This is a genomic window from Streptomyces diastatochromogenes, from assembly GCF_002242805.1.
Classification (GTDB): domain Bacteria; phylum Actinomycetota; class Actinomycetes; order Streptomycetales; family Streptomycetaceae; genus Streptomyces; species Streptomyces diastatochromogenes.
Genome location: NZ_MCGQ01000020.1, coordinates 247,030 through 268,197, shown reverse-complemented (window position 1 = coordinate 268,197; position 21,168 = coordinate 247,030). Strand labels below are relative to the sequence as shown.

Sequence of the window (21,168 nt, the reverse complement as noted above, 5' to 3'; positions counted from 1 at the left end):
CGCCTGGGAAGCACTCACACACGCGTGAACCCGTGACTGTGCTCGACCCGGGCGATGTGGATCACGTACCGCTCGTACCACCGCTCCCGCCCGCGCCGCTTGGCGTCCAGGTGCTCGGGGTGCCGGCGCCACTCCTCGATCCCGGCGAGGTCCCGGAAGTAGGCGACGGAGATCGCGAGCCCGCCGGGGGTGTGGGCGAAGTCCTCGCCGAGGAAGCCGGGGATGTGCCGAACGAGGTCGGAGAGGTGGCCCGCGGTGCCGGTGTAGCCGTCGGGGTCGAGGTCGGTGCGGGTGGAGGTGAACACGACCGCGTAATACGGGGGTTCGGGAGCGGGAGTGGGAACGACAGGGGCATCGGTGTAATCGCTCATGTCGGCCACGATGACCGCGGGCGGTGCTGCGGGTCCATGGACCTTGCCCAAAGGGATCCGTACGGGATCCGACTCTTTACCTCCACCGTCAGAACAGCCCCTCCTGTTCCCTTCTGAACTCCCTTGTCGGAACGGTGAAAGCGCCGGCCTCCGTCGGCAGCGGCATCAGCTCCCACCCGGTCATGAGCCGTGTGTCGAGGACGACGACCCCGCGCCCGTCGACCACCAGATGCAGATCGGGCCCGGCGGCGGCGACCAGCTCACCGCTCACGACCCCGCCCGGGACCAGCTCTACGACGTCACCGACGGCGGCCGGTGCACCGGCGAGCCCGAAGCTCCCGACGTGGTCGACCGGTTGACAAGGCTCCCGGGTCAACGACTCGGGCCACGCTTCCAGTACGACGGCCCTGGCGTGCAACTCCCGTACCTCGGCGGCCCGCTCGGCCTCCGTCTCCGGCAGCGCCGCCCGCACCGCCCGCTTCTCGGCGTACGGAATCCGGTCCGGGACCTGGAGGGCGGCGCGCAGCAGCTCCTCGGTACGCCGGGCGGCCATCAGCGGACCGGTGCCCAGCCAGCTGAAGCAGACGGCACCCTGCTCCAGCAGCCGCGCCGAACCGCGCTCGACGGCGGTGATGCCGACCTTGACCAGGCCGGGCCCGAACCACGCCAGATAGACCCGGTACGGCCGCGGGTCGTCGGCGATGGTGTCGGCGGCCACGGAGTGCGCCCGGTCCAGCCGCGCACACTCCTCGCACCGGGCCCCCGTGCTCCGCCCCGGCACCACGGCCCGCAACGGACACGCGTGCCCCCGCGCCCCCACACACTGCCGCGCCGAGCCCTCCGCGACGGCGAACGCGACCCGCTTCCCCCACGGCAGCGCACTGCGCCGCCCGCCGTCCCACACCAGCGAGGGGCCGTCCGGCGTCCAGCGCAGTCCGGAGCATTTCCATACGTGTGCCATCACTCATGAGCGTAGAAGGGGGCACTGACAACGCCCTGCGGGCGTACGTTCAGTCGGCAGATGACATCAGTCGGCAGAAGACAGAGGTGCCGCCTCGGCGCGTACCTCGCCCGACACCACCGGCACCGCGCTCGCCGCGGTCCGCCCCCGCCCCGCCAGCCGGCACCCCACGCACCCGGCGTGCCCCTCCCGGGCCCGGGTGTCCCGGACCCGCATCCCCCACTGCTCCCGCGGCCGCACCCCCGGCGGCTTGCCCCAGCCGGACAGGTGCAGCACCCAGGTGACCAGGACGCTCACTCCCACGATCGCCAGCCCGCCCACGACGGCCGGCACGGAGACCGTGCACACGCCGAACCCCACGACACCGCTTCCTAAGGCAGCGATGCCGAAACCGGTCCAGCCGGCGACCGTGTGACCCTCGTCGTACAGACTCATGGAACCGCCTCCAGGGACAAGATCCCTCACGAGCTAAGACATTTACTCGCCCGAATATCTCACGAGCTAAGGGATTAAGAAAGATGGACGGCACACCCCGACCGCCCGCCAGCCCGGCCCAGGCGCTGTCGGCGATGGACCACCTCATCGCCGCCCACCTGATCGGACAGCAGGAACTGGCCCGGCGGCTGGGACTGAACGTCACCGATCTGACCTGCTTCGCCTTCGTCCTGGAGGCCGGCGAGGAGCTGCTCACGGCCGGTGATCTCGCGGCCCGCGCCCATGTGACCACGGGCGCGGTGACCGGCATCCTCAACCGCCTCGAACGCGCCGGCTACGTCACCCGCCGCCCCGACCCCGTGGACCGCCGCCGGGTGCGCGTGGCCGCCGTACCGGACGCCGTGACCCGAGTCGAGGCCGTGTACGCGGGCCACTACCAGCGCCTGACGACCCTGTTCGCCGACTACTCCCCCGAGGAACTTGCGGTCATCACGGACTGGTTCACCCGGGCGACGGCACTGGCCCACGAGTACCTGGAGAAGCTGAACCGGAACGACCCGGAAGACGAGTGCTGAGACCCACTCCCTCCTTCCAGCCCGCATTCCAGCCTTGACTCAAAATCATCTTTAGGTGAGCCTTACCTAAGTCAAGCTGTGCATGCCCTAGGAGTCGTCTGTGTCCGCGCTGCCCTCGGAGCCGTCCGTGTCCCCTCAGGCGGCGCCCCTCCGGCGACTGGGTCTGTACGACACCTGGTGGACGGTCACCGCCGCCGCGCTCGCCGCCTGCCTCGGCCTCTCGGCCTGCGCATGGATATCCACGCACCTGCGGGTGGACGCCGCCCTGCACACCGTGGCGCTCTTCGCCCACCTGGCCTCGCTCGTACTCGGCTTCGGAGCCGTCCTGGTCGCCGACTACTGGGCGCTCCTGTGGCTGACGGGCCGGAGCACCCTGCACGACACCCTCACCGGCACGGCCCGCCTCCACGTCCCGATCTGGGCCGGCCTGGCCGGTCTCGTGGCCAGCGGCGCGATGCTCCAGCCCGACCTCGGCTCCGCCCCCACCCGTATCAAACTGGGGCTGGTGCTCACCCTCACCCTCAACGGCCTGCAGGCCGGACTCCTCAACCGACGCACGGCCCAGCGCAGCACCACCGCACTCACCCCACGCCTCCTCGCCTGGGGAGCGGCAACAGCCCTGGTGTCCCAGGCCTGCTGGTGGGGCGCCGTGATCATCGGCTTCCGCAACAGCCAGCACTGACCCCGGCCCGGCAGGACGGGAACGCGGTCTGCAACGCCTTCACGGTGGCGGGGCGCCAGATCCCGTCCACTGCCGGCACTTCACCGAGCGCACCGACGTCCCACCGCCGCCCGAACCCCCGCCCGTGTAGGCCTTGTACGCCGTCTCGGTGGCCGGACCCCACAGCCCGTCCGCGCCCGCGCCGACTTTGCCCTGCAGCCGGCGCACACCCGCGTCCGTCTTCGACCCCCACGGGCCATCGACGACCAACGCCGGGGTGCAACCGAGACCGTTGACCGCCCGCTGCTGGTCCTCGCGGCCGGCCTGGTCACCGTGGCCGTGCGGAGCGGCGCGCAGGCCACCTCCCGCTCGGGCGGCGGCGCACACTCCACCACCAGCGTCCTCGGATGCCGGAAACGCCGAAGGCCCCGGATCTCTCCGGGGCCTTCGCTCTGTGTGCACTCGGCAGGATTCGAACCTGCAACCTTCTGATCCGTAGTCAGATGCTCTATCCGTTAAGCTACGAGTGCTTGTTTTTTGTTTTCGCTCCCGGCCCTTTCGGCCCGCTCGCGGCGACAGGAAGAACATTACATGACTGCCGCCGCCATGTGAAATCCGATTCGCATACCCCTTGTGACCTGCGAAAACGTTGATCGGGCGGGGAGAGGGAAGATCCTCGGGGGGGGGGTCCGGGAACGCCGAAGCCCCGGTCCTGGGGACCGGGGCTTCGGGATCGGTGCGGAGGCGGAGGGATTTGAACCCTCGATGGGCTTGAAGGCCCAAACCGCATTAGCAGTGCGGCGCCATAGACCGGACTAGGCGACGCCTCCAGCACAACCACTCACGCGAGCGCGCGACTGGTGCGTGCAGATGATGACACAGTCGAGCGTGCTGTCACCAATCGGCTCCCACGGTACTAGGCGCGAGGGCCGCAGGGCAAAGGGCTTCGCCCGGCGGGGCGGCAGGTCCGGGGTCCGTCGCAACGTCCGGGGGCCGCGAGCGTTGGGCAGGGCATGGTCTCTGTCATGTCGGTCGTCCCGCGCATGGTCCTGTCGGTCGCCCCGCGGGGCGTCCTGGTGGCGTCCCTCGCCGCCGCCTCGGTCTCGTCACTGGCCGTCCTCGCCGCCGTACCGGCCGCCGCGGCCGCGCCCGCCCTGCCCCCGCCCGTACGGCCCGAGGACCGGGCCGGTGATCACCTCACCGTCGTCGTGGAGCACGCCGGCGCGGGACGGGACGGGACGTTCGACGTGTCCTGTCATCCCGGGGCCGGGGATCACCCGGACGTGGCGGGGGCCTGCCGGACGCTCGACTCGCACACGCGCTGGGGGCGGGACACCTTCGCCCCGGTGGCCCCCGGCAGCGACTGCACCATGCTCTACGGCGGCCCGGCCACCGCCCACGTCACCGGCACCTGGGCCGGACACCCGGTCGACGCCCGGTACGACCGCAGCAACGGGTGCGAGATCGGGCGGTGGGACCGGCTGGTGCCCCTGCTGCCGAGCCTCGGTTCACCCGCGGGTTCGCCCGCGGATTCGCCTTCGGATTCGTCCTCGGGTGAGTCTCCGGGTTCGTCCTCGTAGGTGCTTCGGTGGCTCTCAGCCGTTTCCTGGTGGAATCACCGACCTCGTAAAGGTCCCGCGAAGGTCCTGCGGAGCCGGGGCCGGGGCCGGGGCGCCGAGCGGGCATACGGTCACATGTTCGCCGTCACTTCCTCGTGCGACCTCCCTCTCATCCGGCGTCGCGAGCGCAACTCGTGCCTTTAGACTCCCTCGCGTGACACGCTGCGGGCCGGTTGGCAAGATGGCCCGAGCGGTCGGAAAGCGGTAACAGGGAGGAAGCGTCTCGTGAGCAGCAGGCCATCCCGAGGCGCTGCTCGCCTCGCAGCCATACTCGACGCGCTGCCCGACGCGTTGGTGCTGGTCAACGCGAACGGAACCGTCGTCAACGCCAACACCATCGCCCTGGAGGCCTTCGAGGCGCCGGGCACCGCGCTCGTCGGGCGGGGGCTGCTCGATCTGCTGCCGCAGTTCGACTCCCGGCTCATCCCCGGCTCCATGCGGCGCCCCGACCACATGGACCCGCAGGGGCGGACCAAGCCCACGCGGATGATCGCGCGGCGGACCGACGGGACCGAGTTCCCGGTCGAGGTCACGAGCGCGAACCTGGAGAACGGGCAGCAGGCGTACGACGGTTACGGCTACACCGGCGACGAGCTGCTCATGATCGTCGTACGGGACCTGTCCGGGACCGTGGACACCGAGGCCGAGCTGGCCCGCTCGCAGCGGCAGACCGAGATGATCCTGCGGGCCGCGGCCGAGGGTGTCGTCGGCACCGACACCGACGGGCGGATCGTGCTGGTCAATCCGGCCGCCGCTCAGATACTGGGTTACCGGGCCGGTGAGCTGGGCGGCAAGGAGCTGCACGACCTCGTGCTGCACTCCCGTCCCGACGGCTCCCCCTTCCCGTACGAGGAGTCGCCGCTCGCCGACACCCTGCGCTCCGGACGCAAGCACCGGGTGCGCGGGCAGGTGCTGTGGTCCAAGGGCGACAAGAAGGTCGCGGTCGACCTGACCACCGCGCCCGTGCGCGACGGCGACCAGCTCGTCGGCGCCGTCATGACCTTCACCGACCGGCGGCCGTACGACGCCCTCGCCGAGGAGAAGGAAGCGCTGGAGAAGGCGCACGCCGAGGAGCTGGAGCAGCTCTCCGAGAAGCACGCCTCCGACCTGACCGCGCTGCGCCAGCAGCACGTCACCGAACTCGACGACCTGCGCGAGGAGCACGAGGAGGAGCTGGCGGCCGGCGAGGAACGGTACGCCGCGCTCGCCGAGCGGGAGAAGGACCGGTACGAGGCCCTCTCCGGGCGGCACGAGCAGCTGCTCACGCTGCTCGCACGGTCCCTGCGCGGGCCGCTGGACGAGCTGCGGCGCGAGCTGGCCGCCCTGGCCGCGGACGACGCCGGGCAGCTGTGGCCCGAGGCCAACCAGGTGCTGCACCACCTCTCAGCCGGCTACTCGCGCATCACCACCCTCATCGACAACGTCCTCGGCTACCAGCGGCTGGACGCGGGCACGGAGGACATCACCCGTACGAAGGTGATGCTCGACGCCGTCGTCGCCGCCGGCGTGGAGGGGGCGGTGGAGCTGATCGGCCCCGGCCGCGTCCAGTTCGCCGTGCACGCGCCGCCCATCGAGGCCGAGGTCGACCCGCAGCGGCTCGCCACCGCGCTCGCGCATCTCGTCGCGGACGTGGCGGGCGTCGACGCCACCGGCAACGCGCCCGTGTCCGCGGGCGGTTACATGGACAACACCGTCGTGGTCGCGGCCGCGCAGCGCGGTGAGGTCGCACGGATCGAGGTGCGCGGGCCGTACACCGGGGGAGACCCGGTGCACGAGCCGATGGTGCGCGGGATCGTACGGGCGCACGGCGGTGTGCTGCAGACGCACGAGGTGCCGGGCATGAGCGGCAGCGCGTACGTCCTCGAAGTGCCGCTCGGCGGTGGGGCCGGCGCGGTCGCCGCACCGGCCGCGGACGCCGAGGACACCGCCGCCGAGACGGCCGGGGATGCCGAGCAGGGCACCGGTGGCGGTCGGCGGCGGGCCCGACGGGCCTCCACGGACGCCTTCCTGGAGAGCGACGTTCCCGGTGAGTCCGCTGACGGCGAGGCGGTCGCGCCGACCGGGCGCCGTAGGCGTGCGGTGGCTGCCGTCGAGGCGGCGGATCCGGTCGCCGGCGAGGGCGCGGAGGGCGCGACCGGCGCGACCGGACGGCGGCGCGGACGGCCCGCCGACATCGGCGCCGGTACGGAAAGCGCCGGTACGGAACGGGAGGGCGTGGCCGAGGGTGCCGTGGTGACCGCGGCCGAGCATGCCGCGGGCACCGCCGCCACGGGCAACGGACTCGGCGCCGCGGTGCCGCCGCAGGGCGTGCCCGTGCCCACGGGCCGCCGGGCCCGGCGCGACTCCGGCGCACCGCAGGCCGCCCTGCCGCCGGCGCTGCCCGCGGCCGGTACCGGGACCGCGCAGCCCGTTCCGGCCGAGGCCTCCGGCGAGGAGCAGCCGACCGGGCGGCGCCGGCGTGCGCTGGCCGCCGCCGCGGAGCGGGCCGCCGCGCAGGAGGCGGGGGCCCGTACGGTCTTCGCGCTGCCCCCGGCCGAGGCCGACCGCTCGCCCGACTCCGCCGATGCGGCGACCGGTGAGGGGGTGGCTCCGGGCGCGGGTGCCCAGTCCCAGGTCCCCGGTCAGGTGCGGGTGTCCGCGCCGGGAGTTCCCGACGACGGCCGGCATGACGCCGTACCGCTCGACCAGGCCGAGGACCACACCCCGCCCCAGCCGCACCCCACGAACGCACCGACCGGCCGTCGCCGGCGGGCCGTGGCCCATCCGGGCGAGGCCGTAGAGGCGGTGGCCGCTGCTCCCGGGGCGCCTGGCCAGGCCGTTCCTGCGCTTCCGGCTCAGGCGACACCCGCTCAGGCGCTCCCGGCTCAGGCGACTCCGGTACCGGGCGCGCCGACGGGGGCCGCGGGTCAGCCGGGTGTCGTGGCTCCGGCTGGTGTCGTGGCGCAGGCTGCTGTCGTAGCTCAGGCTCAGGCCGCCCCCGGGCAGCCGGCGGCCCTGCCCAACGCCGCCGTACCCGCGCAGGGCACCGCCGGTCAGGTCGTACCGGTTGCGCCGGGCCAGCCGATTCCCGCGCAGGCCGCCCCCGGGCAGCCCGTACCGGCACAGCTGGCACCCGCCCAGCCGGTCCCTGCGCAAATGGCACCCGCCCTGCCGGTGCCCGCTCAGCCCGTACCGGCGCAGGCCCCTCAAGGCCAGCAGCCGCCGGCCGCGCCCGCCCCGGCGGCACAGGCCACCCCCGCCGCCGGTACCCCGGCCGTGCCCCAGTCCGCCCAGCCGCTCCCGGCGGAGGCGGCGGCCGGGCAGGTCGCGGTGGGCCAGAGCACGCCGGCCGCAGGCACCCCCGCGGCCGCCGTCCCCCAGCAGTGGCCCGGTGCCGACGGCACCTCCGGCGCGGGCGTCCCGGCACCGCAGCCCCGCACGCCGCTCCCGCCGGCGGCGGCTCAGCCTCTGCCCGCCGAGGCCGCGGGGCCCGCGGTCGACCCGAACTCCACCCAGGGCCGGGCGATCAGCGTCCGCACGCTGGGGCAGGGCGTGCCGTTCGCGCGGCAGGCCGCGCAGGTGCAGCAGCCGACGGCGACCCCACCCCCGCACGCGCCGGGCGGTTCCGGCCGCCGGCGGAAGCTCGGCACGCCGCCCGACCCGGCCGGGCGCCAGGAGCAGCAGCCGGAGCAGGCGGCCCGTCCGCATCCGCCGGCCGAACCGCTGCCCGCGCAGCCCTCGCTCGCGGGGCAGTCCCTGCTCGCCCCGGTCACCGAGGGCGCCGGACGCTCGTACGCCATAGGCGCCCCGGACGCGAACGCGGCCGAGGGGCCCGAACCGCTGGACGGTCCCGGCGGGGCCATCGAGGTCGCGGACACCCCGCGTCCGCAGCCGCTGGACGACGAGCTGCCCCCGGAGCCGCTGGACAACCCGCGCCGGCTGCTGGTGTGGCCCGCGCCGGACGTGACGACCCAGCAGGCGCTGAGCGACCGCGGCTACCGGCCCGTCATCGTGCACTCCCGCGAGGAGGTCGACGCACAGATCGCGGCGTTCCCGGCCGCGCTGTTCGTGGACCCGCTGACCGGGCCGATCACCCGTACCGCGCTGCAGTCGCTGCGCCAGGCCGCGGTCGCGGCCGAGGTGCCGGTGCTGGTCACGGCCGGGCTCGGGCAGGCGACGCGCGAGGCGGCGTACGGCGCCGATCCCGCCGTACTCCTGAAGGCGCTGGCGCCGCGCGACAGCGAGCAGCATCCGCCGCGGGTGCTGCTCATCGAGGAGCACGCGGAGATCGCGCTGGCGCTGACCTCGACGCTGGAGCGGCGTGGGATGCAGGTGGCGCGGGCCGCGAGCGACAACGACGCGGTGACGCTGGCGGGGCAGCTCAGGCCGAACCTCGTGGTGATGGACCTGATGCAGGTGCACCGGCGGCAGGCCGGGTACACCGGGATCATCGACTGGCTGCGCGCCAACGGGCAGCTCAACCGCACCCCGCTGGTCGTCTACACCGCCGCCGTCGACCCGGCCGACCTGCCGCGGCTGGCCTCGGGCGAGACGGTGCTGTTCCTCGCGGAGCGGTCCACCAGCAACGAGGTGCAGAGCCGGATCGTGGACCTGCTCGCGCGGATCGGCACCAACTAGGGGGTGTCCTGGCCGGCCACCAGCCTGCGGGCCGCCTCCTTGATCGAGGCCCGCAGGCGGTCGCGGTCGGTGTCCTCGACGCCGGTGAGGATGCGCCGCATCTGGGGGACGACGGTGGCCCAGTTGGCCAGCGACACCAGCAGGATCAGCAGGTCGCCGGGCGGGATCGCGTCGCTGATGACGCCCCTGGCCTGGCCGTCCGCGATCGCCGCGACCTTGTGTGCGTAGTGCTCCTGGCGCTCGGCCTCGTCCGGCAGCTCGCCGGTGCCGTACTCGATGCCCTCCCAGTACAGGAGGCGCAGCAGCTCGGGGTGGGCGGCGTGGTAGTCGAGGAGGCGGTCGATCCAGCCCTCGATGTCGTCCGCGTCGACAGGCACGGCCGCGGCCAGGTCCACCATGCACCTGCCCAGGACCCGCGTGAACAGCTCCGCCTTGTTGCCGAAGTAGGCGTAGATGAGCTGCTTGTTGGCCTTGGCCTCGCCGGCGATGCGGTCGATGCGGGCGCCCGCGATGCCGTACCGGGAGAACTCGGCGACCGCCGCGTCGAAGATGCGGGCCCTGGTGGCCTCGGGGTCCCTGACTGCTGCCATGCGGCCAGCGTAGCGCTCTTGTAACCAACCGTTTGGTTGACGGGGAATCACGGGGAGGCACACCCTGTTGACGCATCCAACCAACCAGTTAGTTGTGAGAGTCGGCTCGAAGGAGTATGTCCGCTCATGCCGTCACCGACCAGCACCACCAGCCACCGGGCAGCCGAGATCCGGATCCCCGCCCGGGAACGGCCCGCCGCCTCCAGCCGGCTCTTCCTGCTGCTCATCGCCGTCTGCACCGCCGTCACGGCCGCCAACATCTACCTCGCGGCCCCGCTGTTCCCGCTGATCGCCCACGATTTCGGCACGGTCCCCTCGGCCGTCGCCTGGATCGCCTCGGTCGCCCAGTTCGGCTACGCGGCCGGCCTGCTCTTCTTCGCCCCGCTCGGCGACCGCGTCAACCGGCGCCCGCTGGTCGCCCTGCTCTCGCTGGCCACGGCGGCCGCGCTGGGGCTCGGCGCGGCCGCGCCCGGCACCGCCGCCCTCGCGGCCGCCGTGTTCGTCGCCGCCGCGGCGACCGTCATCCCCCAACTGCTCGTCCCGCTGGTCGCCGAGCGTGCCCCCGCCCACCACCGCGCCCGCCATGTCGCGGCCGTCATCGCCGGTCTGTTCACCGGCATCGTCGGGGCCCGGGTCGTCGGCTCCCTCGCCGGGCAGGCCTTCGGCTGGCGGTGGGTGTTCGCCGGGTCCGGCGCGCTGACCCTCGTCCTGGGTCTGGCCACCGCGCTGGCCCTGCCGTCGGAGCGGCGCGCTCGCGAGGGAGCGCTGTTCTCGGGCATCGCCGAGCTGCCCGGACTCGTCCGCCGCTCGCCCGACCTGTGGCGGGCGTGCGTGCGCCAGGCCGGGATGTTCGGCGCCTGGAGCGCCCTGTGGACCTCGCTCGCCCTGCTGCTGACCGGCCCGGCGTACGGCCTGTCCACCGCGACCGCCGGTCTGTTCGGCCTCTTCGGCCTCACGGCCACCGCGGTGGCCCCGCTCGCGGGCGGCCTGGTCGACCGCTTCGGCGCCGCGAAGGTCGTACGGTCCGCGTATGTGCTCGCGGCCGTGTCCGTGCCGCTGTTCTGGCTGGGCGGGCAGGTGCCGGCCGCGCTGTTCGTGGCCGCCGTCGCCATCCACGCAGCCCTGGTCGCCTCCCATGTCGCCAACCAGACCCTGGCCCTGACGACCACCTCCGCCCCGGCCACCGCCAACACCGCGTACGTCGTCGCCGGCTTCACCGGCGGCGCCCTCGCCTCGACCCTGGCGGGCCTGGCCTTCACCCACTGGGGCTGGGGCGGGGTCAGCGCGGTGGCGGGGGTATGGCTGGTGCTGGGGTGGGCGACGACTGCGGTACGGCGCTAGGTCCTGTCGTGGGCGACCACTGCGGTACGGCGTCAGGTCCTGTCGTAGGGCGGCCGCTTGCCGTACGGCCGCCCCCTCGTCCGGTCAGAGGCTGGTGACGTCCAGCTCCCCCTCGGCGTACCGCCGGCGCAGCACCTTCTTGTCGAACTTGCCCACGCTCGTCTTCGGGACCGCCTCGACGATCGTCCAGCGCTCCGGGAGCTGCCACCTGGCGATCTTCCCCTCCTCGGCGAGGAAGGTGCGCAGGGTCTCGAAGTCGACGGTGGAGCCCTCCTTGAGGACGACCGTGGCCAGCGGCCGCTCGCCCCACTTCTCGTCGGGCACGGCGACCACGGCGGCCTCGGCGACATCCGGGTGCGCCATCAGCGCGTTCTCCAGATCGACCGAGGAGATCCACTCGCCGCCGGACTTGATGACGTCCTTGGCCCGGTCGGTGAGCGTCAGGAAGCCGTCGGGGGAGATGGTGCCGACGTCGCCGGTCTTCAGCCAGCCGTCCTCGCTGAACTTGTCGGCGGGACGCAGCGGTTCGGCGTCGGGGCCGTTGTAGTAGGCGCCCGCGATCCAGGGGCCGCGCACCTCCAGCTCGCCCGCCGACGCGCCGTCCCAGGGCAGGCGCTCGCCACCGGGGCCGGTCAGGCGGCCCTCGACACTGGCCGGGAAGCGGCCCTGGGTGACGCGGTAGGCGAACTCCTCCTCGGTGCCGATCGCGTGGGCCGGCGGGCGGGACACCGTGCCGAGCGGGGAGGTCTCCGTCATGCCCCAGGCGTGGCAGACCCGCATGCCGAGCTTGTCGAAGGCCGCCATCAGGGCCGGCGGACAGGCGGCGCCGCCGATGGTGACCTGGCCGAGGGAGGAGACGTCCCGGGGGCGGGCGGTGAGTTCGGCGAGCAGACCCTGCCAGATGGTGGGGACGGCGGCCGCGTGCGTCGGCTTCTCCCGCTCGATCATCTCGGCGAGCGGGGCGGGCTGCAGGAAGCGGTCCGGCATCAGCAGGTTGACGCCGGTCATGAAGGTGGCGTGCGGCAGGCCCCAGGCGTTGACATGGAACTGGGGGACCACGACCAGCGAGGTGTCCTGGTCGGTCAGGCCCATCGACTGGGTCATGTTGACCTGCATGGAGTGCAGGTAGATCGAACGGTGGCTGTACACCACGCCCTTGGGGTCGCCGGTCGTGCCGGAGGTGTAGCACATCGCGGCGGCCTGGCGTTCGTCCAGCTCGGGCCAGTCGTAGCTCGTGGGCCGGCCGGCGATCAGCTCCTCGTACTCGTGCACCCGCGCGGTGGCCCCGTCGAGCGGGGCACGGTCACCGGGGCCCGTCACGACGACGTGCTCCACCGTCGGCAGCTTGGACAGCAGCGGCGCGATCAGCGGTATCAGCGAGCCGTTGACGATGATCACGCGGTCGGCGGCGTGGTTGACGATCCACGCCAGCTGCTCGGCCGGGAGGCGGAGGTTGAGGGTGTGCAGGACCGCGCCCATGGAGGGGATGGCGAAGTAGGCCTCGACGTGCTCGGCGTTGTTCCACATCAGCGTCGCGACCCGGGCGTCGCCCATGACGCCGAGTTCGTCCCGCAGGGCGTGCGCCAGCTGGGCCGCGCGGGCGCCGGTCTCGGCGAAGGTACGGCGCTGCGGCTCGCCCTCGCCGGTCCAGGTGGTCACCCGCGACGACCCGTGGACCGTCGACCCGTGGGTCAGGATCCTCGAGATCAACAGCGGTACGTCCTGCATGGTGCTCAGCACGGCGTCCTCCATGGCGACATTGCCTACGCGGGAGTAGAGGTTGCGCTGATTCTGCGCACATACCGCGCGGTATGTCACTAGGGGGAGCGAAACTGAGGTCTAGCGCACCAGGCCCAGCTCGGGGTCCTCGCGCAGCTTGCCCAGGGCCCGGGACACCGCCGACTTCACCGTGCCCACCGAGACACCGAGCACCTCGGCCGTCTGGGCCTCGCTGAGGTCCTCGTAGTACCTGAGGACGACCATCGCCCGCTGCCGCGCGGGCAGTTTGGTGATCGCCCGCCACATGGCGTCGTGCAGCGCCTGCCGCTCGGCCGGGTCCTCCTCACCGGGTACGGGCTCGGGCTCGGGCAGCTCGTCGCAGGAGTACTCGTCCACTCTGCGCTTGCGCCACTGCGAGGTCCGCGTGTTCAGCAGGGCCCGGCGCACATAGCCGTCGAGCGCCCGGTGGTCCTCGATCCGCTCCCAGGCCACATAGGTCTTGGTGAGCGCGGTCTGCAGCAGGTCCTCGGCATCGCTCGGGTTCGCGGTCAGCGAGCGCGCGGTACGCAGCAGGATCGGCTGGCGGGCCCTGACGTACGAGGAGAACGACGGGTATGCGTGGGTCTGCCGCGCGGGTGCGGCGGCGGCCGAGGCGCTGGTGCAGACGGGTGTGGTCATGGCTCCACGCTAGGAGCGGACCGCACCGCGGCGGATCGGCCCCAGGTCCCGAAGCGGGGTCCCCCTCAGGTTGTAGGGGTGGGGTTGCCTACACCTCCTGAAGGTGGACTACGGGGTGACCTCGGCTGCGGGTTCACCCCTGAGGGCTCACCCGTCGGCCGCCAGGACCAGCCCCGACGTCGGCACCCCCGTGCCGGCCGTCACCAGGGTCCGGGCCGCCCCCGGTATCTGGTTCACCGCCGTGCCCCGCAGCTGGCGCACCGCTTCCGCGACCCCGTTCATCCCGTGCAGGTAGGCCTCCCCGAGCTGTCCCCCGTGTGTGTTGATCGGCAGCCGCTCCTCGGCCACCAGGTCCGCCGCCTCCCCCTTCCCGCAGAACCCGAACTCCTCCAGCTGCATCAGCACGAACGGTGTGAAGTGGTCGTACAGGATCCCCACGTCGATGTCGGCCGGGCCCAGTCCCGACGTCCGCCACAGCTGGCGGGCCACCACACCCATCTCCGGCAGGCCGGTCAGGTCGTCCCGGTAGAAGCTGGTCATCTGCTCCTGGGCCCGGCCGGCGCCCTGGGCGGCCGCCGCGATCACGGCGGGCGGATGCGGCAGGTCCCGGGCCCGCTCCAGGGACGTCACCACCAGGGCCTGGCCGCCGTCGGTCTCCTGGCAGCAGTCCAGCAGCCGGAGCGGCTCCACGATCCAGCGGGAGGCGGTGTGGTCGGCGAGGGTGATGGGGCGGCCGTGGAAGTAGGCCGCCGGGTTCGTCGCCGCGTACTTCCGGTCCACCACGGCCACCTGCCCGAACGCCTCGGGGGTCAGCCCGTGGGCGTGCAGATACCGCTGGGCCGCCATCGCCACCCAGGAGGCCGGGGTGAGCAGCCCGAACGGCAGCGCCCAGCCGAGCGCCACGCCCTCCGCCGACGGCTCCCGGTGCTGCACGCCCGCGCCGAATCTGCGGCCCGACCGCTCGTTGAAGGCCCGGTAGCAGACCACCACCTCGGCCACGCCCGTCGCCACCGCGAGCGCCGCCTGCTGGACGGTCGCGCAGGCCGCCCCGCCGCCGTAGTGGACGCGGGAGAAGAAGGACAGCTCACCCATCCCGCAGGCCTGGGCCACGGTGATCTCCGGGCTGGTGTCCATCGTGAACGTCACCAAGCCGTCCACGTCGGCGGGGGTGAGCCCCGCGTCGTCCAGCGCGGCCCCCACCGCCTCCACCGCCAGCCGCAGCTCACTGCGGCCGGAGTCCTTGGAGAACTCGGTGGCCCCGATACCGACGATCGCCGCCCGGCCACCGAGGGAGTCCCGGGTGCGCACACTCATGACGCGGCCTCCCCGTCCGATACGGCGGACGGTGCCGGGACGCTGACCGTCACCGTGCCGGTCACATGCCGGCCGATGGCGTTGGCCCCGACCACGCGCACCGTCGCCGTGTCGCCGTCGACCTCCTCGACCCGGCCCGTCAGCACCATCGTGTCCCCCGGATAGTTGGGCGCCCCCAGCCTGATGGCGACCTTGCGGAGCACCGCGGACGGGCCGAAGTGGTCCGTGATGTACCTGCCGACCAGCCCGTTGGTCGTCAGGATGTTCATGAAGACGTCGGGGGAGCCCTTCTGCCGGGCCAGCTCCGCGTCGTGGTGCACGTCCTGGTAGTCCCGGGAGGCGATCGCCCCGGCCACGATCAGCGTGCGGGTGATCGGGATCTCCAGCGGCGGCAGCTCGGCGCCCGCCACCGGCCGGTGTGCCCGCGTCTCACTCCCCATGTGCGATCAACTCCCCCAGTTCCTGCAGTACTTCGGCCCCGCTTCCCAGGTAGGCGTCCAGCTGCCGCCCCCACAGGAAGTGCCGGTGCACCGGATGGTCGAGGTCGGCTCCGGCCCCGCCGTGCAGATGCTGACCGGTGTGGACGACCCGCTGTCCCGCCTCGGCGGCCCACCAGGCGGCGGTCAGCGCGTGCGTGGCGTACGGCAGCCCCGCGTCCCGCCGCCAGGCGGCCTCGTACGCCGTCACCCGTATCGCCTCGGTGTCCATGTGGGCGTCGGCGGCCCGGAGTTGGACGGCCTGCCGGGTGGCGAGCGGGCGCCCGAACTGCTCCCTGGTGTTGGTGTGCGCCACCGCCCGCGCCAGCGACCCGGCGCACACCCCGGCCTGGAGCCCGGCGAAGGCGGTGCGGGCGGTGGCGAGGACGTCGGCGTAGGCGCCGGTGCCCGGGCCGCCGAGGGGTTCCGCCGGGGCACGGTCGAGGGTGAGACGGGCCGCGGACCAGGGCGCCGTCAGCTCCACCGGGGTGGTCCCGGTGCCCTCGCCGAGCGCGGCCAGCCACAGGCGCCGGTCGGTGTCGGCGACCAGGACGTGGGTGGCGTCCCGGAGCCAGGGGACGACGGGGACGGAGCCGGTCAGCTCGCCCTGCCCGGAGCCCCTGTCCTGCCCGGAGGCCCGGACACCCCCCTGTGCCGGAAGCGCCCCGCCGACCACCACCGAGCCGTCCTCGACACCCGGCAGCAGCCGCTCCCGCTGCTCGGGGGTGCCGTGTGAGGCGACCGCCAGAAGGCCGTACACGCACGTCGCCGCATAGGGCACCTGGGCCGTCGTACGCCCCTGCTCCTCCAGGAGCAGCACGAGCCCGAGCAGGCCCAGCTCCGTCACGGCGCCGACCAGGCCCGCCGTGCACAGGGCCTTGAACAGCTCGGGGTCGCTGCCGGTGCCGGCGGCCTTCAGCCGCTCGTGGGTGGCGAGGTCGCCGAAGATCCGCGCGGCCAGGTCGCGGGCCTCGGCCTGGGCCTCGGTGGGCGTGAAGTCCATGTCACCCCTCCCCTTCGACGACCCGGAAGACCGGCAGGACGAGTGCGCCCTCCTCGTCCTCGTAGCCGCGGAACTCCACCCGGACCGGCAGACCGATGCGCACCTTGTCGTACGGCACCCCCACCACGTTGCTCACCATCCGCACGCCCTCAGCGAGTTCGATCAGGCCGACCGCGTATGGAGGCTCGAAGGCCGGGAAGGGCGGGTGGTGCATCACCACGTACGAGTAGACCGTGCCCTCGCCGCTCGCCTCGACCGTGTCCCAGTCCAGGCAGCCGCAGGCATTGCAGCCCGGCAGCCAGGGGTGGCGCAGGGTGCCGCAGCCCGTGCAGCGCTGGATGAGAAGCCGGTGTTGGGCCACTCCCTCCCAGAAGCCGGCGGTGTCCCGGTTGACCACCGGGCGGGGGCGCCGGGGGCGCTCGGCCTGGGATTTACGGCGGGCCGGGGCGTACTTGAGGATGCGGAAGCGGTGGGTGCCCGCGAGTTCGCCGCCGACCCGTACGTCCATGCGGGTCGTGACGAAGTACCCCGTGCCCAGCTTCGTCGTCTTGCGGTCGGAGACCGACTCGATCACCGCGTCGAAGGTGACCTCGTCGCCCGGGCGCAGGGGCCGGGGATACTCCTGCTCGCAGTCGGTGGCCACCACGGACGTACAGCCCGACTCGTCCAGCAGGCCGAGGAGTTCGTCGTAGGCGTCGGTGCGGCCCTCGTGGCCGGACAGGCCGCCCATCGTCCACACCTGGAGCATGGTGGGCGGGGCGATGGCACCGGGTCCCCGGTACGCCTTACTGGTGTCGCCCATCGCCTCGCACCAGTGCCGGATCATCGGCGCGTTCACCGGGTCCTTGCCCACCCCCGCGACGGCGGCCGCCCGCCCCTCGTACGCCTTGAGCCGCGCACCCAGCTCGTCCACCCCCTCGCTCACCTCCGCGCTCACCTCCGCCCCCTCGTCATCCCGAGCCGCATCGTCGCGACGATCTCCCGCTGCACCTCGCTCACCCCGCCCCCGAACGTGTTGATCTGCGCCGCCCTGTTCAGCCGCTCCAGCTCGCCGTCCTCGAACGCCCCCGGCGACCCGGAGCGGACGAGTCCCGCATCGCCGACGATCTCCTGACACATGCGATACGTCGCGACAGCCGATTCCGTTCCCGCGACCTTCACCGCACTGGCGTCGCCGGGGGCCAGCCGGCCCGCCCCCACGTCCCCCACCAAACGCCAGTTGAGCAGGCGCGATGCCGCCAGCCGGGCATGCACCTCGGCCAGTCGAAAACGCACCCACGGCTCGTCAATGCGGCGCCCGCCGGTCACCTGATCGGGGGTGCGGGCGGCGGCGAGCGCGGCCGCGTAGAACTCCTCGGCCTGCATGCCGATGGCGGCGAGGGCGACCCGTTCGTGGTTGAGCTGGCTGGTGATCAGCGACCAGCCCTCGTTCTCGGCGCCGACCAGGTTCCGGGCGGGGACGCGGACACCGTCGTAGTACGTGGCCGTCGTCGTCTGCCCGCCCACGGTCTCGATCGGCGTCCAGGAGAAGCCCGGGGCGTCCGTGGGGACGAGGAGGAGGGAGATGCCGCGGTGCTTGGGCGCGTCCGGGTCGGTGCGGCAGGCGAGCCAGATCCAGTCGGCGTGCTGGGCGCCCGAGGTGAAGATCTTCTGCCCGTCGATCCGCCAGCCGTCGCCCTCCCGTACGGCCCGGGTCCGCAGCGAGGCGAGGTCGGTGCCGGCGGAGGGCTCGGTGTAGCCGATCGCGAAGACCAGGTCACCGGAGAGGATCCGGGGCAGGAAGTGGGCCTTCTGGTGCTCACTGCCGTACTTCATCAGCGTGGGGCCGACCGTGTTGAGCGTGACCATGGAGACGGGGGCGCCGGCCCGGTACGCCTCGTCGAAGAACACGAACTGCTCGTCCGCGCCCCGCCCCTGGCCGCCGTACTCGACCGGCCAGCCGAGTCCCAGCCAGCCGTCGGCGCCGATGCGGCGCAACAGAGCGCGCGCGTCGGCGGGTTCGCCCGCCTCGGGCAGCATGGTCCGGAAGTAGGCGCGGAGTTCGGCGCGCAGTCGCTGCTGCCGCTCGGTGGGGGCGAGGTGCACGGCGGGCCCTCCCGGCCTCGCTTGCCTGACAGGACGGTTTCTGACTGTCCGTCAGATACCGATCCGTGTCAAGGTCGGCCGCTCCGGAACCGCGCACCGGAGAACGCCTGCGCGGCGGCACCGAAGCACCGCCGCGCAGACGCGTTACGACCCCGAAGCACACCCCGCGAGGGCCCTCAGCGAGAGGGACCTCGACCCCGGCTCACCACAGGTGGGTGAAGTGGACGGCGACGTTCTCGTTGCCCTGCTGGAGGGCCGTCCAGGCCGAGCCGTTGACCTGTGCGGTGTTGCTCTGGTTCGAGGCGCCGGAGCCGACCGCGTTCTGCTGGGTGGTGGACGAGTTTCCGTTGTTGTCGTGGCCGACACCGCTGCCGATGATGCTCGACACGCCGGCGTTCGATCCGTTGTCCGCGAAGGCGCCGTTGTCCGCGGCAGCGACACCGGAGAAGAGGGCGGCTGCGAGCGGGAGAGCGGAGACGGCGGCGAGAACGCGGGCGGTACGGATGCTTGCCATGTTGTTCCTCCAGAACGGAACACTCTCGACACTGAGGCCGAAGGTGCGTCAAGTACGGCTTGTATCAAGGCAGTTGGCCGACCGCCTCGGTTGTCGTGAACGACGTCGCGCATCCAGACTTGCCCACCGAATCCCCGGCGAACCACCCCGGAAGACCCGATTCGCACGCAAGCGTGATGACAAGTCGATAAACCCCCATCGCCACCTTTGGTCATCTCACGTCACAACACGACACAGGCCAGACCTTCACCCATCAAGCACCACAAGAGATGAATCGTTCCGGCATATTTCCGGCCAATCTCCCCGCCCCGGGCGCGTCGCCGCCGACCCCTCTTCCCTTTTTCGAACACGAGTACGAACATGGAGGCATGGCCACCACCGACCGGCAGGCCACGACGCTGGCCCTCGCACACGCCCTGTCAGCCGCCGAACGCGGGCTGGCGGTCATCCCCCTGTCCCGGACGAAACTCCCGGCCCTGCGCTCCCCGCACCGCGACGCCCCGGAACCGGCGGGGCCGCCCTGCCACGGCGAGTGCGGCCGCTTCGGCCACGGTGTGTACGACGCCTCGACCGACCCTGTCCGCATCCGCGAACTGTTCGCCGCCGCGCCCTGGGCCACCGGCTACGGCATCGCCTGCGGGCTGCCCCCGCACCACCTCATCGGCGTCGACCTGGACACCAAGTCCGGCACCGACTCCTCGGCCGCGCTGCGCGAACTGGCCCTGCGGCATCTGTTCACGATCCCCGAGACGGTCGTCGTCCTCACCCCGAGCGGCGGCCGTCACCTGTGGCTGACCGGCCCGCCGGACGTCGTCGTCCCCAACTCGGCGAGCCGGCTCGCCCCCGGCATCGACATCCGGGGCGCCGGCGGCTACCTCGTGGGCCCCGGCTCCCGCACCGCCCACGGCGTGTACGCCACCGCGCCCGGCACCGCGCACCTCGCCCCCGCCCTCTGCCCACCGGCCCTGCTACGGCTGCTCCTGCCCCCGCCCCGACCCGCGCACCCTGCGGCGCCGCCGACCGGCGACCACGGCCGCGGCCTGGTCCAGTTCGTCCTGACCGCGCACGAGGGCCAGCGCAACACCCGCCTGTTCTGGGCGGCCTGCCGCGCCTACGAGAACGGCCTCGGGCCCGCCCTGCTCGACCCCCTGGTCGAGGCGGCCGTCCACACCGGCCTGTCCGAACACGAGGCCCGCGCGACGATCGCGTCGGCGGCCCGGATGACGGGGCAGGGGAACCAGGGCGGGGCGTGGGGTGACTACGGCGTGTAGACCTGCTCCAGCCGGTCGATGGAACCGTCGGCGCCCACCTCGTACTTGAACACCAGGCCGGAGTCGGGGTGCGCCTTGACCCAGTCCATCAGCTCCCCCACGCCGATGCGCTGGTTCGTACTGCTGCCGGTGATGGGGTTGGTGGCGGTGACGTACGCGGCCTGGTCCATGGCCCAGCGGCTGTCCTCACCGCTGACGACGAACGGCTTGCCGTCACTGTCCTTGCCGGAGCATCCCCAGGCTCCGTGCTGGATGACGAGGTTCACCTTGCCGGTGCTGCCGGGGAGTTCCTCGACGCGGTAGAGGGCGAACTCGTCGGGGTCGTAGTGGTCCGGGTCCGGCGCCTTGGTGACACAGCCGGCGGCCGGCGTCGCGGTCTTGGCCGGTCCGGTGCCCTTGCCGGCGGGCGTCGCGGCCGCGGTGGCACCCTTGCCGGAGCCGGAGCCGGAGCCGGAGCCGGTGCCCTCGCCACTTCCCTTGCCGGTGCCCTTGCTGGTGCCGCCTGCCGTGCCCGGCGTCGCCGAACCGGCCGTGGCCCCGGCCTTCGGCGCGCCGGAGGCCCCCGCGGCGGAGTCGTCCCCCTGGCATCCCGTCAGTACGGCGGCCAGCGCGACGGCCGAGAGCGCGACGACGACGGGTCTGAGGCGATGGGCATTCATGTGGGACGTCCCCCCTGGTCACGGGCGGCCCGACCGGCCGCACCCGGATCCGGACCGTAACGCCCTCCCCGCGCGCACCGCACCACCACAGCAGCCTGTGTCACGGACTCGGGACAGTGCCGTCACCGCGCCCGGATCATGTGACGCGCACAGGCCGGAACCGGAAATGCCCCTCCCCTGGGCCAACAGCAACGGCCCCGGACCGGTTCGCCCGGTCCGGGGCCGCTCAACTACACTGTGGGTGTGGGATTTGAACCCACGGTGACTCGCGCCACGACG

Annotated in this window: 20 protein-coding genes and 2 tRNA genes; 6 read left to right on the top strand and 16 right to left on the bottom strand. The window is 72.9% G+C overall.

Annotated elements, in window-relative coordinates; translation table 11 throughout:
• Positions 1 to 14: 14 nt before the first annotated feature.
• The 3 genes from BEK98_RS24240 to BEK98_RS24230 all read right to left on the bottom strand — a co-directional run bounded on the left by BEK98_RS24240 (position 15) and on the right by BEK98_RS24230 (position 1,767).
• Positions 15 to 371, bottom strand: a complete 357-nt coding sequence (locus tag BEK98_RS24240; protein ID WP_094218904.1) for an antibiotic biosynthesis monooxygenase family protein — start codon at positions 369 to 371, stop codon at positions 15 to 17.
• An 88-nt stretch (positions 372 to 459) separates the two neighbouring features.
• Positions 460 to 1,332: a DUF2797 domain-containing protein gene (locus tag BEK98_RS24235; protein WP_094218750.1), complete on the bottom strand. Its 873-nt coding sequence runs from the start codon at positions 1,330 to 1,332 to the stop codon at positions 460 to 462.
• Positions 1,333 to 1,398: 66 nt separating this feature from the next.
• Complete coding sequence (locus BEK98_RS24230; protein ID WP_094218749.1) at positions 1,399 to 1,767, bottom strand: HGxxPAAW family protein; 369 nt, start codon at positions 1,765 to 1,767, stop codon at positions 1,399 to 1,401.
• A gap of 83 nt (positions 1,768 to 1,850) precedes the next feature.
• Between BEK98_RS24230 and BEK98_RS24225 the strand changes: the two genes are divergently transcribed.
• Positions 1,851 to 2,342, top strand: coding sequence for a MarR family winged helix-turn-helix transcriptional regulator (locus BEK98_RS24225; RefSeq protein ID WP_094218748.1), 492 nt, complete (start codon positions 1,851 to 1,853; stop codon positions 2,340 to 2,342).
• Positions 2,343 to 2,442: 100 nt separating this feature from the next.
• A complete protein-coding gene (locus BEK98_RS24220; protein WP_208643207.1) occupies positions 2,443 to 3,024 on the top strand; it encodes a hypothetical protein in 582 nt (193 codons plus the stop codon).
• A 39-nt stretch (positions 3,025 to 3,063) separates the two neighbouring features.
• Here the strand turns inward: BEK98_RS24220 and BEK98_RS24215 are convergent, their stop codons facing one another.
• The 3 genes from BEK98_RS24215 to BEK98_RS24205 all read right to left on the bottom strand — a co-directional run bounded on the left by BEK98_RS24215 (position 3,064) and on the right by BEK98_RS24205 (position 3,833).
• Positions 3,064 to 3,390, bottom strand: coding sequence for a peptidoglycan-binding domain-containing protein (locus tag BEK98_RS24215; protein ID WP_094218747.1), 327 nt, complete (start codon positions 3,388 to 3,390; stop codon positions 3,064 to 3,066).
• A gap of 70 nt (positions 3,391 to 3,460) precedes the next feature.
• Positions 3,461 to 3,533 (bottom strand) — tRNA-Arg (locus BEK98_RS24210).
• Between the two features lie 209 nt (positions 3,534 to 3,742).
• Positions 3,743 to 3,833 (bottom strand) — tRNA-Ser (locus BEK98_RS24205).
• Between the two features lie 195 nt (positions 3,834 to 4,028).
• Between BEK98_RS24205 and BEK98_RS24200 the strand changes: the two genes are divergently transcribed.
• A complete protein-coding gene (locus BEK98_RS24200) occupies positions 4,029 to 4,583 on the top strand; it encodes an SSI family serine proteinase inhibitor (protein WP_094218746.1) in 555 nt (184 codons plus the stop codon).
• A gap of 264 nt (positions 4,584 to 4,847) precedes the next feature.
• Positions 4,848 to 9,239 (top strand): hybrid sensor histidine kinase/response regulator, encoded by a 4,392-nt coding sequence (locus BEK98_RS24195; protein WP_094218745.1) that lies wholly within the window; start codon positions 4,848 to 4,850, stop codon positions 9,237 to 9,239.
• On the opposite strand, the gene BEK98_RS24190 is transcribed toward BEK98_RS24195, so the two are convergent.
• Positions 9,236 to 9,829 carry a TetR/AcrR family transcriptional regulator gene (locus tag BEK98_RS24190; protein WP_094218744.1) on the bottom strand — a complete coding sequence of 198 codons (594 nt, stop codon included), beginning with the start codon at positions 9,827 to 9,829 and terminating at the stop codon, positions 9,236 to 9,238. The genes BEK98_RS24195 and BEK98_RS24190 overlap by 4 nt on opposite strands.
• Positions 9,830 to 9,955: 126 nt before the next feature.
• Between BEK98_RS24190 and BEK98_RS24185 the strand changes: the two genes are divergently transcribed.
• Positions 9,956 to 11,170 carry an MFS transporter gene (locus BEK98_RS24185; RefSeq protein WP_094218743.1) on the top strand — a complete coding sequence of 405 codons (1,215 nt, stop codon included), beginning with the start codon at positions 9,956 to 9,958 and terminating at the stop codon, positions 11,168 to 11,170.
• An 84-nt stretch (positions 11,171 to 11,254) separates the two neighbouring features.
• Here BEK98_RS24185 and BEK98_RS24180 read toward each other — a convergent pair whose 3' ends face one another.
• The 8 genes from BEK98_RS24180 to BEK98_RS24145 form a co-directional block, all read right to left on the bottom strand.
• Complete coding sequence (locus BEK98_RS24180) at positions 11,255 to 12,910, bottom strand: long-chain fatty acid--CoA ligase (protein WP_094218902.1); 1,656 nt, start codon at positions 12,908 to 12,910, stop codon at positions 11,255 to 11,257.
• 99 nt (positions 12,911 to 13,009) lie between these two features.
• Entirely contained in the window at positions 13,010 to 13,567 is a 558-nt protein-coding gene (locus BEK98_RS24175) for a SigE family RNA polymerase sigma factor (RefSeq protein WP_094218742.1), read from the bottom strand.
• A gap of 147 nt (positions 13,568 to 13,714) precedes the next feature.
• Positions 13,715 to 14,881 (bottom strand): lipid-transfer protein, encoded by a 1,167-nt coding sequence (locus BEK98_RS24170; protein ID WP_094218741.1) that lies wholly within the window; start codon positions 14,879 to 14,881, stop codon positions 13,715 to 13,717.
• Complete coding sequence (locus BEK98_RS24165) at positions 14,878 to 15,321, bottom strand: MaoC family dehydratase (RefSeq protein ID WP_094218740.1); 444 nt, start codon at positions 15,319 to 15,321, stop codon at positions 14,878 to 14,880. Before BEK98_RS24165 ends, BEK98_RS24170 begins: the two co-directional genes overlap by 4 nt.
• Positions 15,311 to 16,360, bottom strand: a complete 1,050-nt coding sequence (locus BEK98_RS24160; RefSeq protein WP_094218739.1) for an acyl-CoA dehydrogenase family protein — start codon at positions 16,358 to 16,360, stop codon at positions 15,311 to 15,313. Before BEK98_RS24160 ends, BEK98_RS24165 begins: the two co-directional genes overlap by 11 nt.
• Before the next feature lies 1 nt (position 16,361).
• Positions 16,362 to 17,297 carry a bifunctional MaoC family dehydratase N-terminal/OB-fold nucleic acid binding domain-containing protein gene (locus BEK98_RS24155; RefSeq protein WP_244201951.1) on the bottom strand — a complete coding sequence of 312 codons (936 nt, stop codon included), beginning with the start codon at positions 17,295 to 17,297 and terminating at the stop codon, positions 16,362 to 16,364.
• A complete protein-coding gene (locus BEK98_RS24150; RefSeq protein WP_094218738.1) occupies positions 17,294 to 18,445 on the bottom strand; it encodes an acyl-CoA dehydrogenase family protein in 1,152 nt (383 codons plus the stop codon). The genes BEK98_RS24155 and BEK98_RS24150 overlap by 4 nt, the downstream gene beginning before the upstream one ends.
• Before the next feature lie 202 nt (positions 18,446 to 18,647).
• Positions 18,648 to 18,959, bottom strand: a complete 312-nt coding sequence (locus tag BEK98_RS24145; protein WP_094218737.1) for a hypothetical protein — start codon at positions 18,957 to 18,959, stop codon at positions 18,648 to 18,650.
• Positions 18,960 to 19,327: 368 nt separating this feature from the next.
• Here BEK98_RS24145 and BEK98_RS24140 point away from each other — a divergent pair, with 368 nt between their 5' ends.
• Positions 19,328 to 20,230 (top strand): bifunctional DNA primase/polymerase, encoded by a 903-nt coding sequence (locus tag BEK98_RS24140; protein ID WP_094218736.1) that lies wholly within the window; start codon positions 19,328 to 19,330, stop codon positions 20,228 to 20,230.
• Here the strand turns inward: BEK98_RS24140 and BEK98_RS49095 are convergent.
• Positions 20,218 to 20,889 carry a hypothetical protein gene (locus tag BEK98_RS49095; RefSeq protein WP_094218735.1) on the bottom strand — a complete coding sequence of 224 codons (672 nt, stop codon included), beginning with the start codon at positions 20,887 to 20,889 and terminating at the stop codon, positions 20,218 to 20,220. The genes BEK98_RS24140 and BEK98_RS49095 overlap by 13 nt on opposite strands.
• Positions 20,890 to 21,168: the final 279 nt, after the last annotated feature.

Excerpts from the sequence above, each read along its gene's own strand:
- BEK98_RS24240 (WP_094218904.1), bottom strand. The coding sequence starts at position 371 with ATGAGCGATTACACCGATGCCCCTGTCGTTCCCACTCCCGCTCCCGAA.
- BEK98_RS24235 (WP_094218750.1), bottom strand. The coding sequence starts at position 1,332 with ATGGCACACGTATGGAAATGCTCCGGACTGCGCTGGACGCCGGACGGC.
- BEK98_RS24230 (WP_094218749.1), bottom strand. The coding sequence starts at position 1,767 with ATGAGTCTGTACGACGAGGGTCACACGGTCGCCGGCTGGACCGGTTTC.
- BEK98_RS24225 (WP_094218748.1), top strand. The coding sequence starts at position 1,851 with ATGGACGGCACACCCCGACCGCCCGCCAGCCCGGCCCAGGCGCTGTCG.
- BEK98_RS24200 (WP_094218746.1), top strand. The coding sequence starts at position 4,029 with ATGTCGGTCGTCCCGCGCATGGTCCTGTCGGTCGCCCCGCGGGGCGTC.
- BEK98_RS24190 (WP_094218744.1), bottom strand. The coding sequence starts at position 9,829 with ATGGCAGCAGTCAGGGACCCCGAGGCCACCAGGGCCCGCATCTTCGAC.
- BEK98_RS24185 (WP_094218743.1), top strand. The coding sequence starts at position 9,956 with ATGCCGTCACCGACCAGCACCACCAGCCACCGGGCAGCCGAGATCCGG.
- BEK98_RS24175 (WP_094218742.1), bottom strand. The coding sequence starts at position 13,567 with ATGACCACACCCGTCTGCACCAGCGCCTCGGCCGCCGCCGCACCCGCG.
- BEK98_RS24170 (WP_094218741.1), bottom strand. The coding sequence starts at position 14,881 with ATGAGTGTGCGCACCCGGGACTCCCTCGGTGGCCGGGCGGCGATCGTC.
- BEK98_RS24165 (WP_094218740.1), bottom strand. The coding sequence starts at position 15,321 with ATGGGGAGTGAGACGCGGGCACACCGGCCGGTGGCGGGCGCCGAGCTG.
- BEK98_RS24160 (WP_094218739.1), bottom strand. The coding sequence starts at position 16,360 with ATGGACTTCACGCCCACCGAGGCCCAGGCCGAGGCCCGCGACCTGGCC.
- BEK98_RS24145 (WP_094218737.1), bottom strand. The coding sequence starts at position 18,959 with ATGGCAAGCATCCGTACCGCCCGCGTTCTCGCCGCCGTCTCCGCTCTC.
- BEK98_RS24140 (WP_094218736.1), top strand. The coding sequence starts at position 19,328 with ATGGCCACCACCGACCGGCAGGCCACGACGCTGGCCCTCGCACACGCC.
- BEK98_RS49095 (WP_094218735.1), bottom strand. The coding sequence starts at position 20,889 with ATGAATGCCCATCGCCTCAGACCCGTCGTCGTCGCGCTCTCGGCCGTC.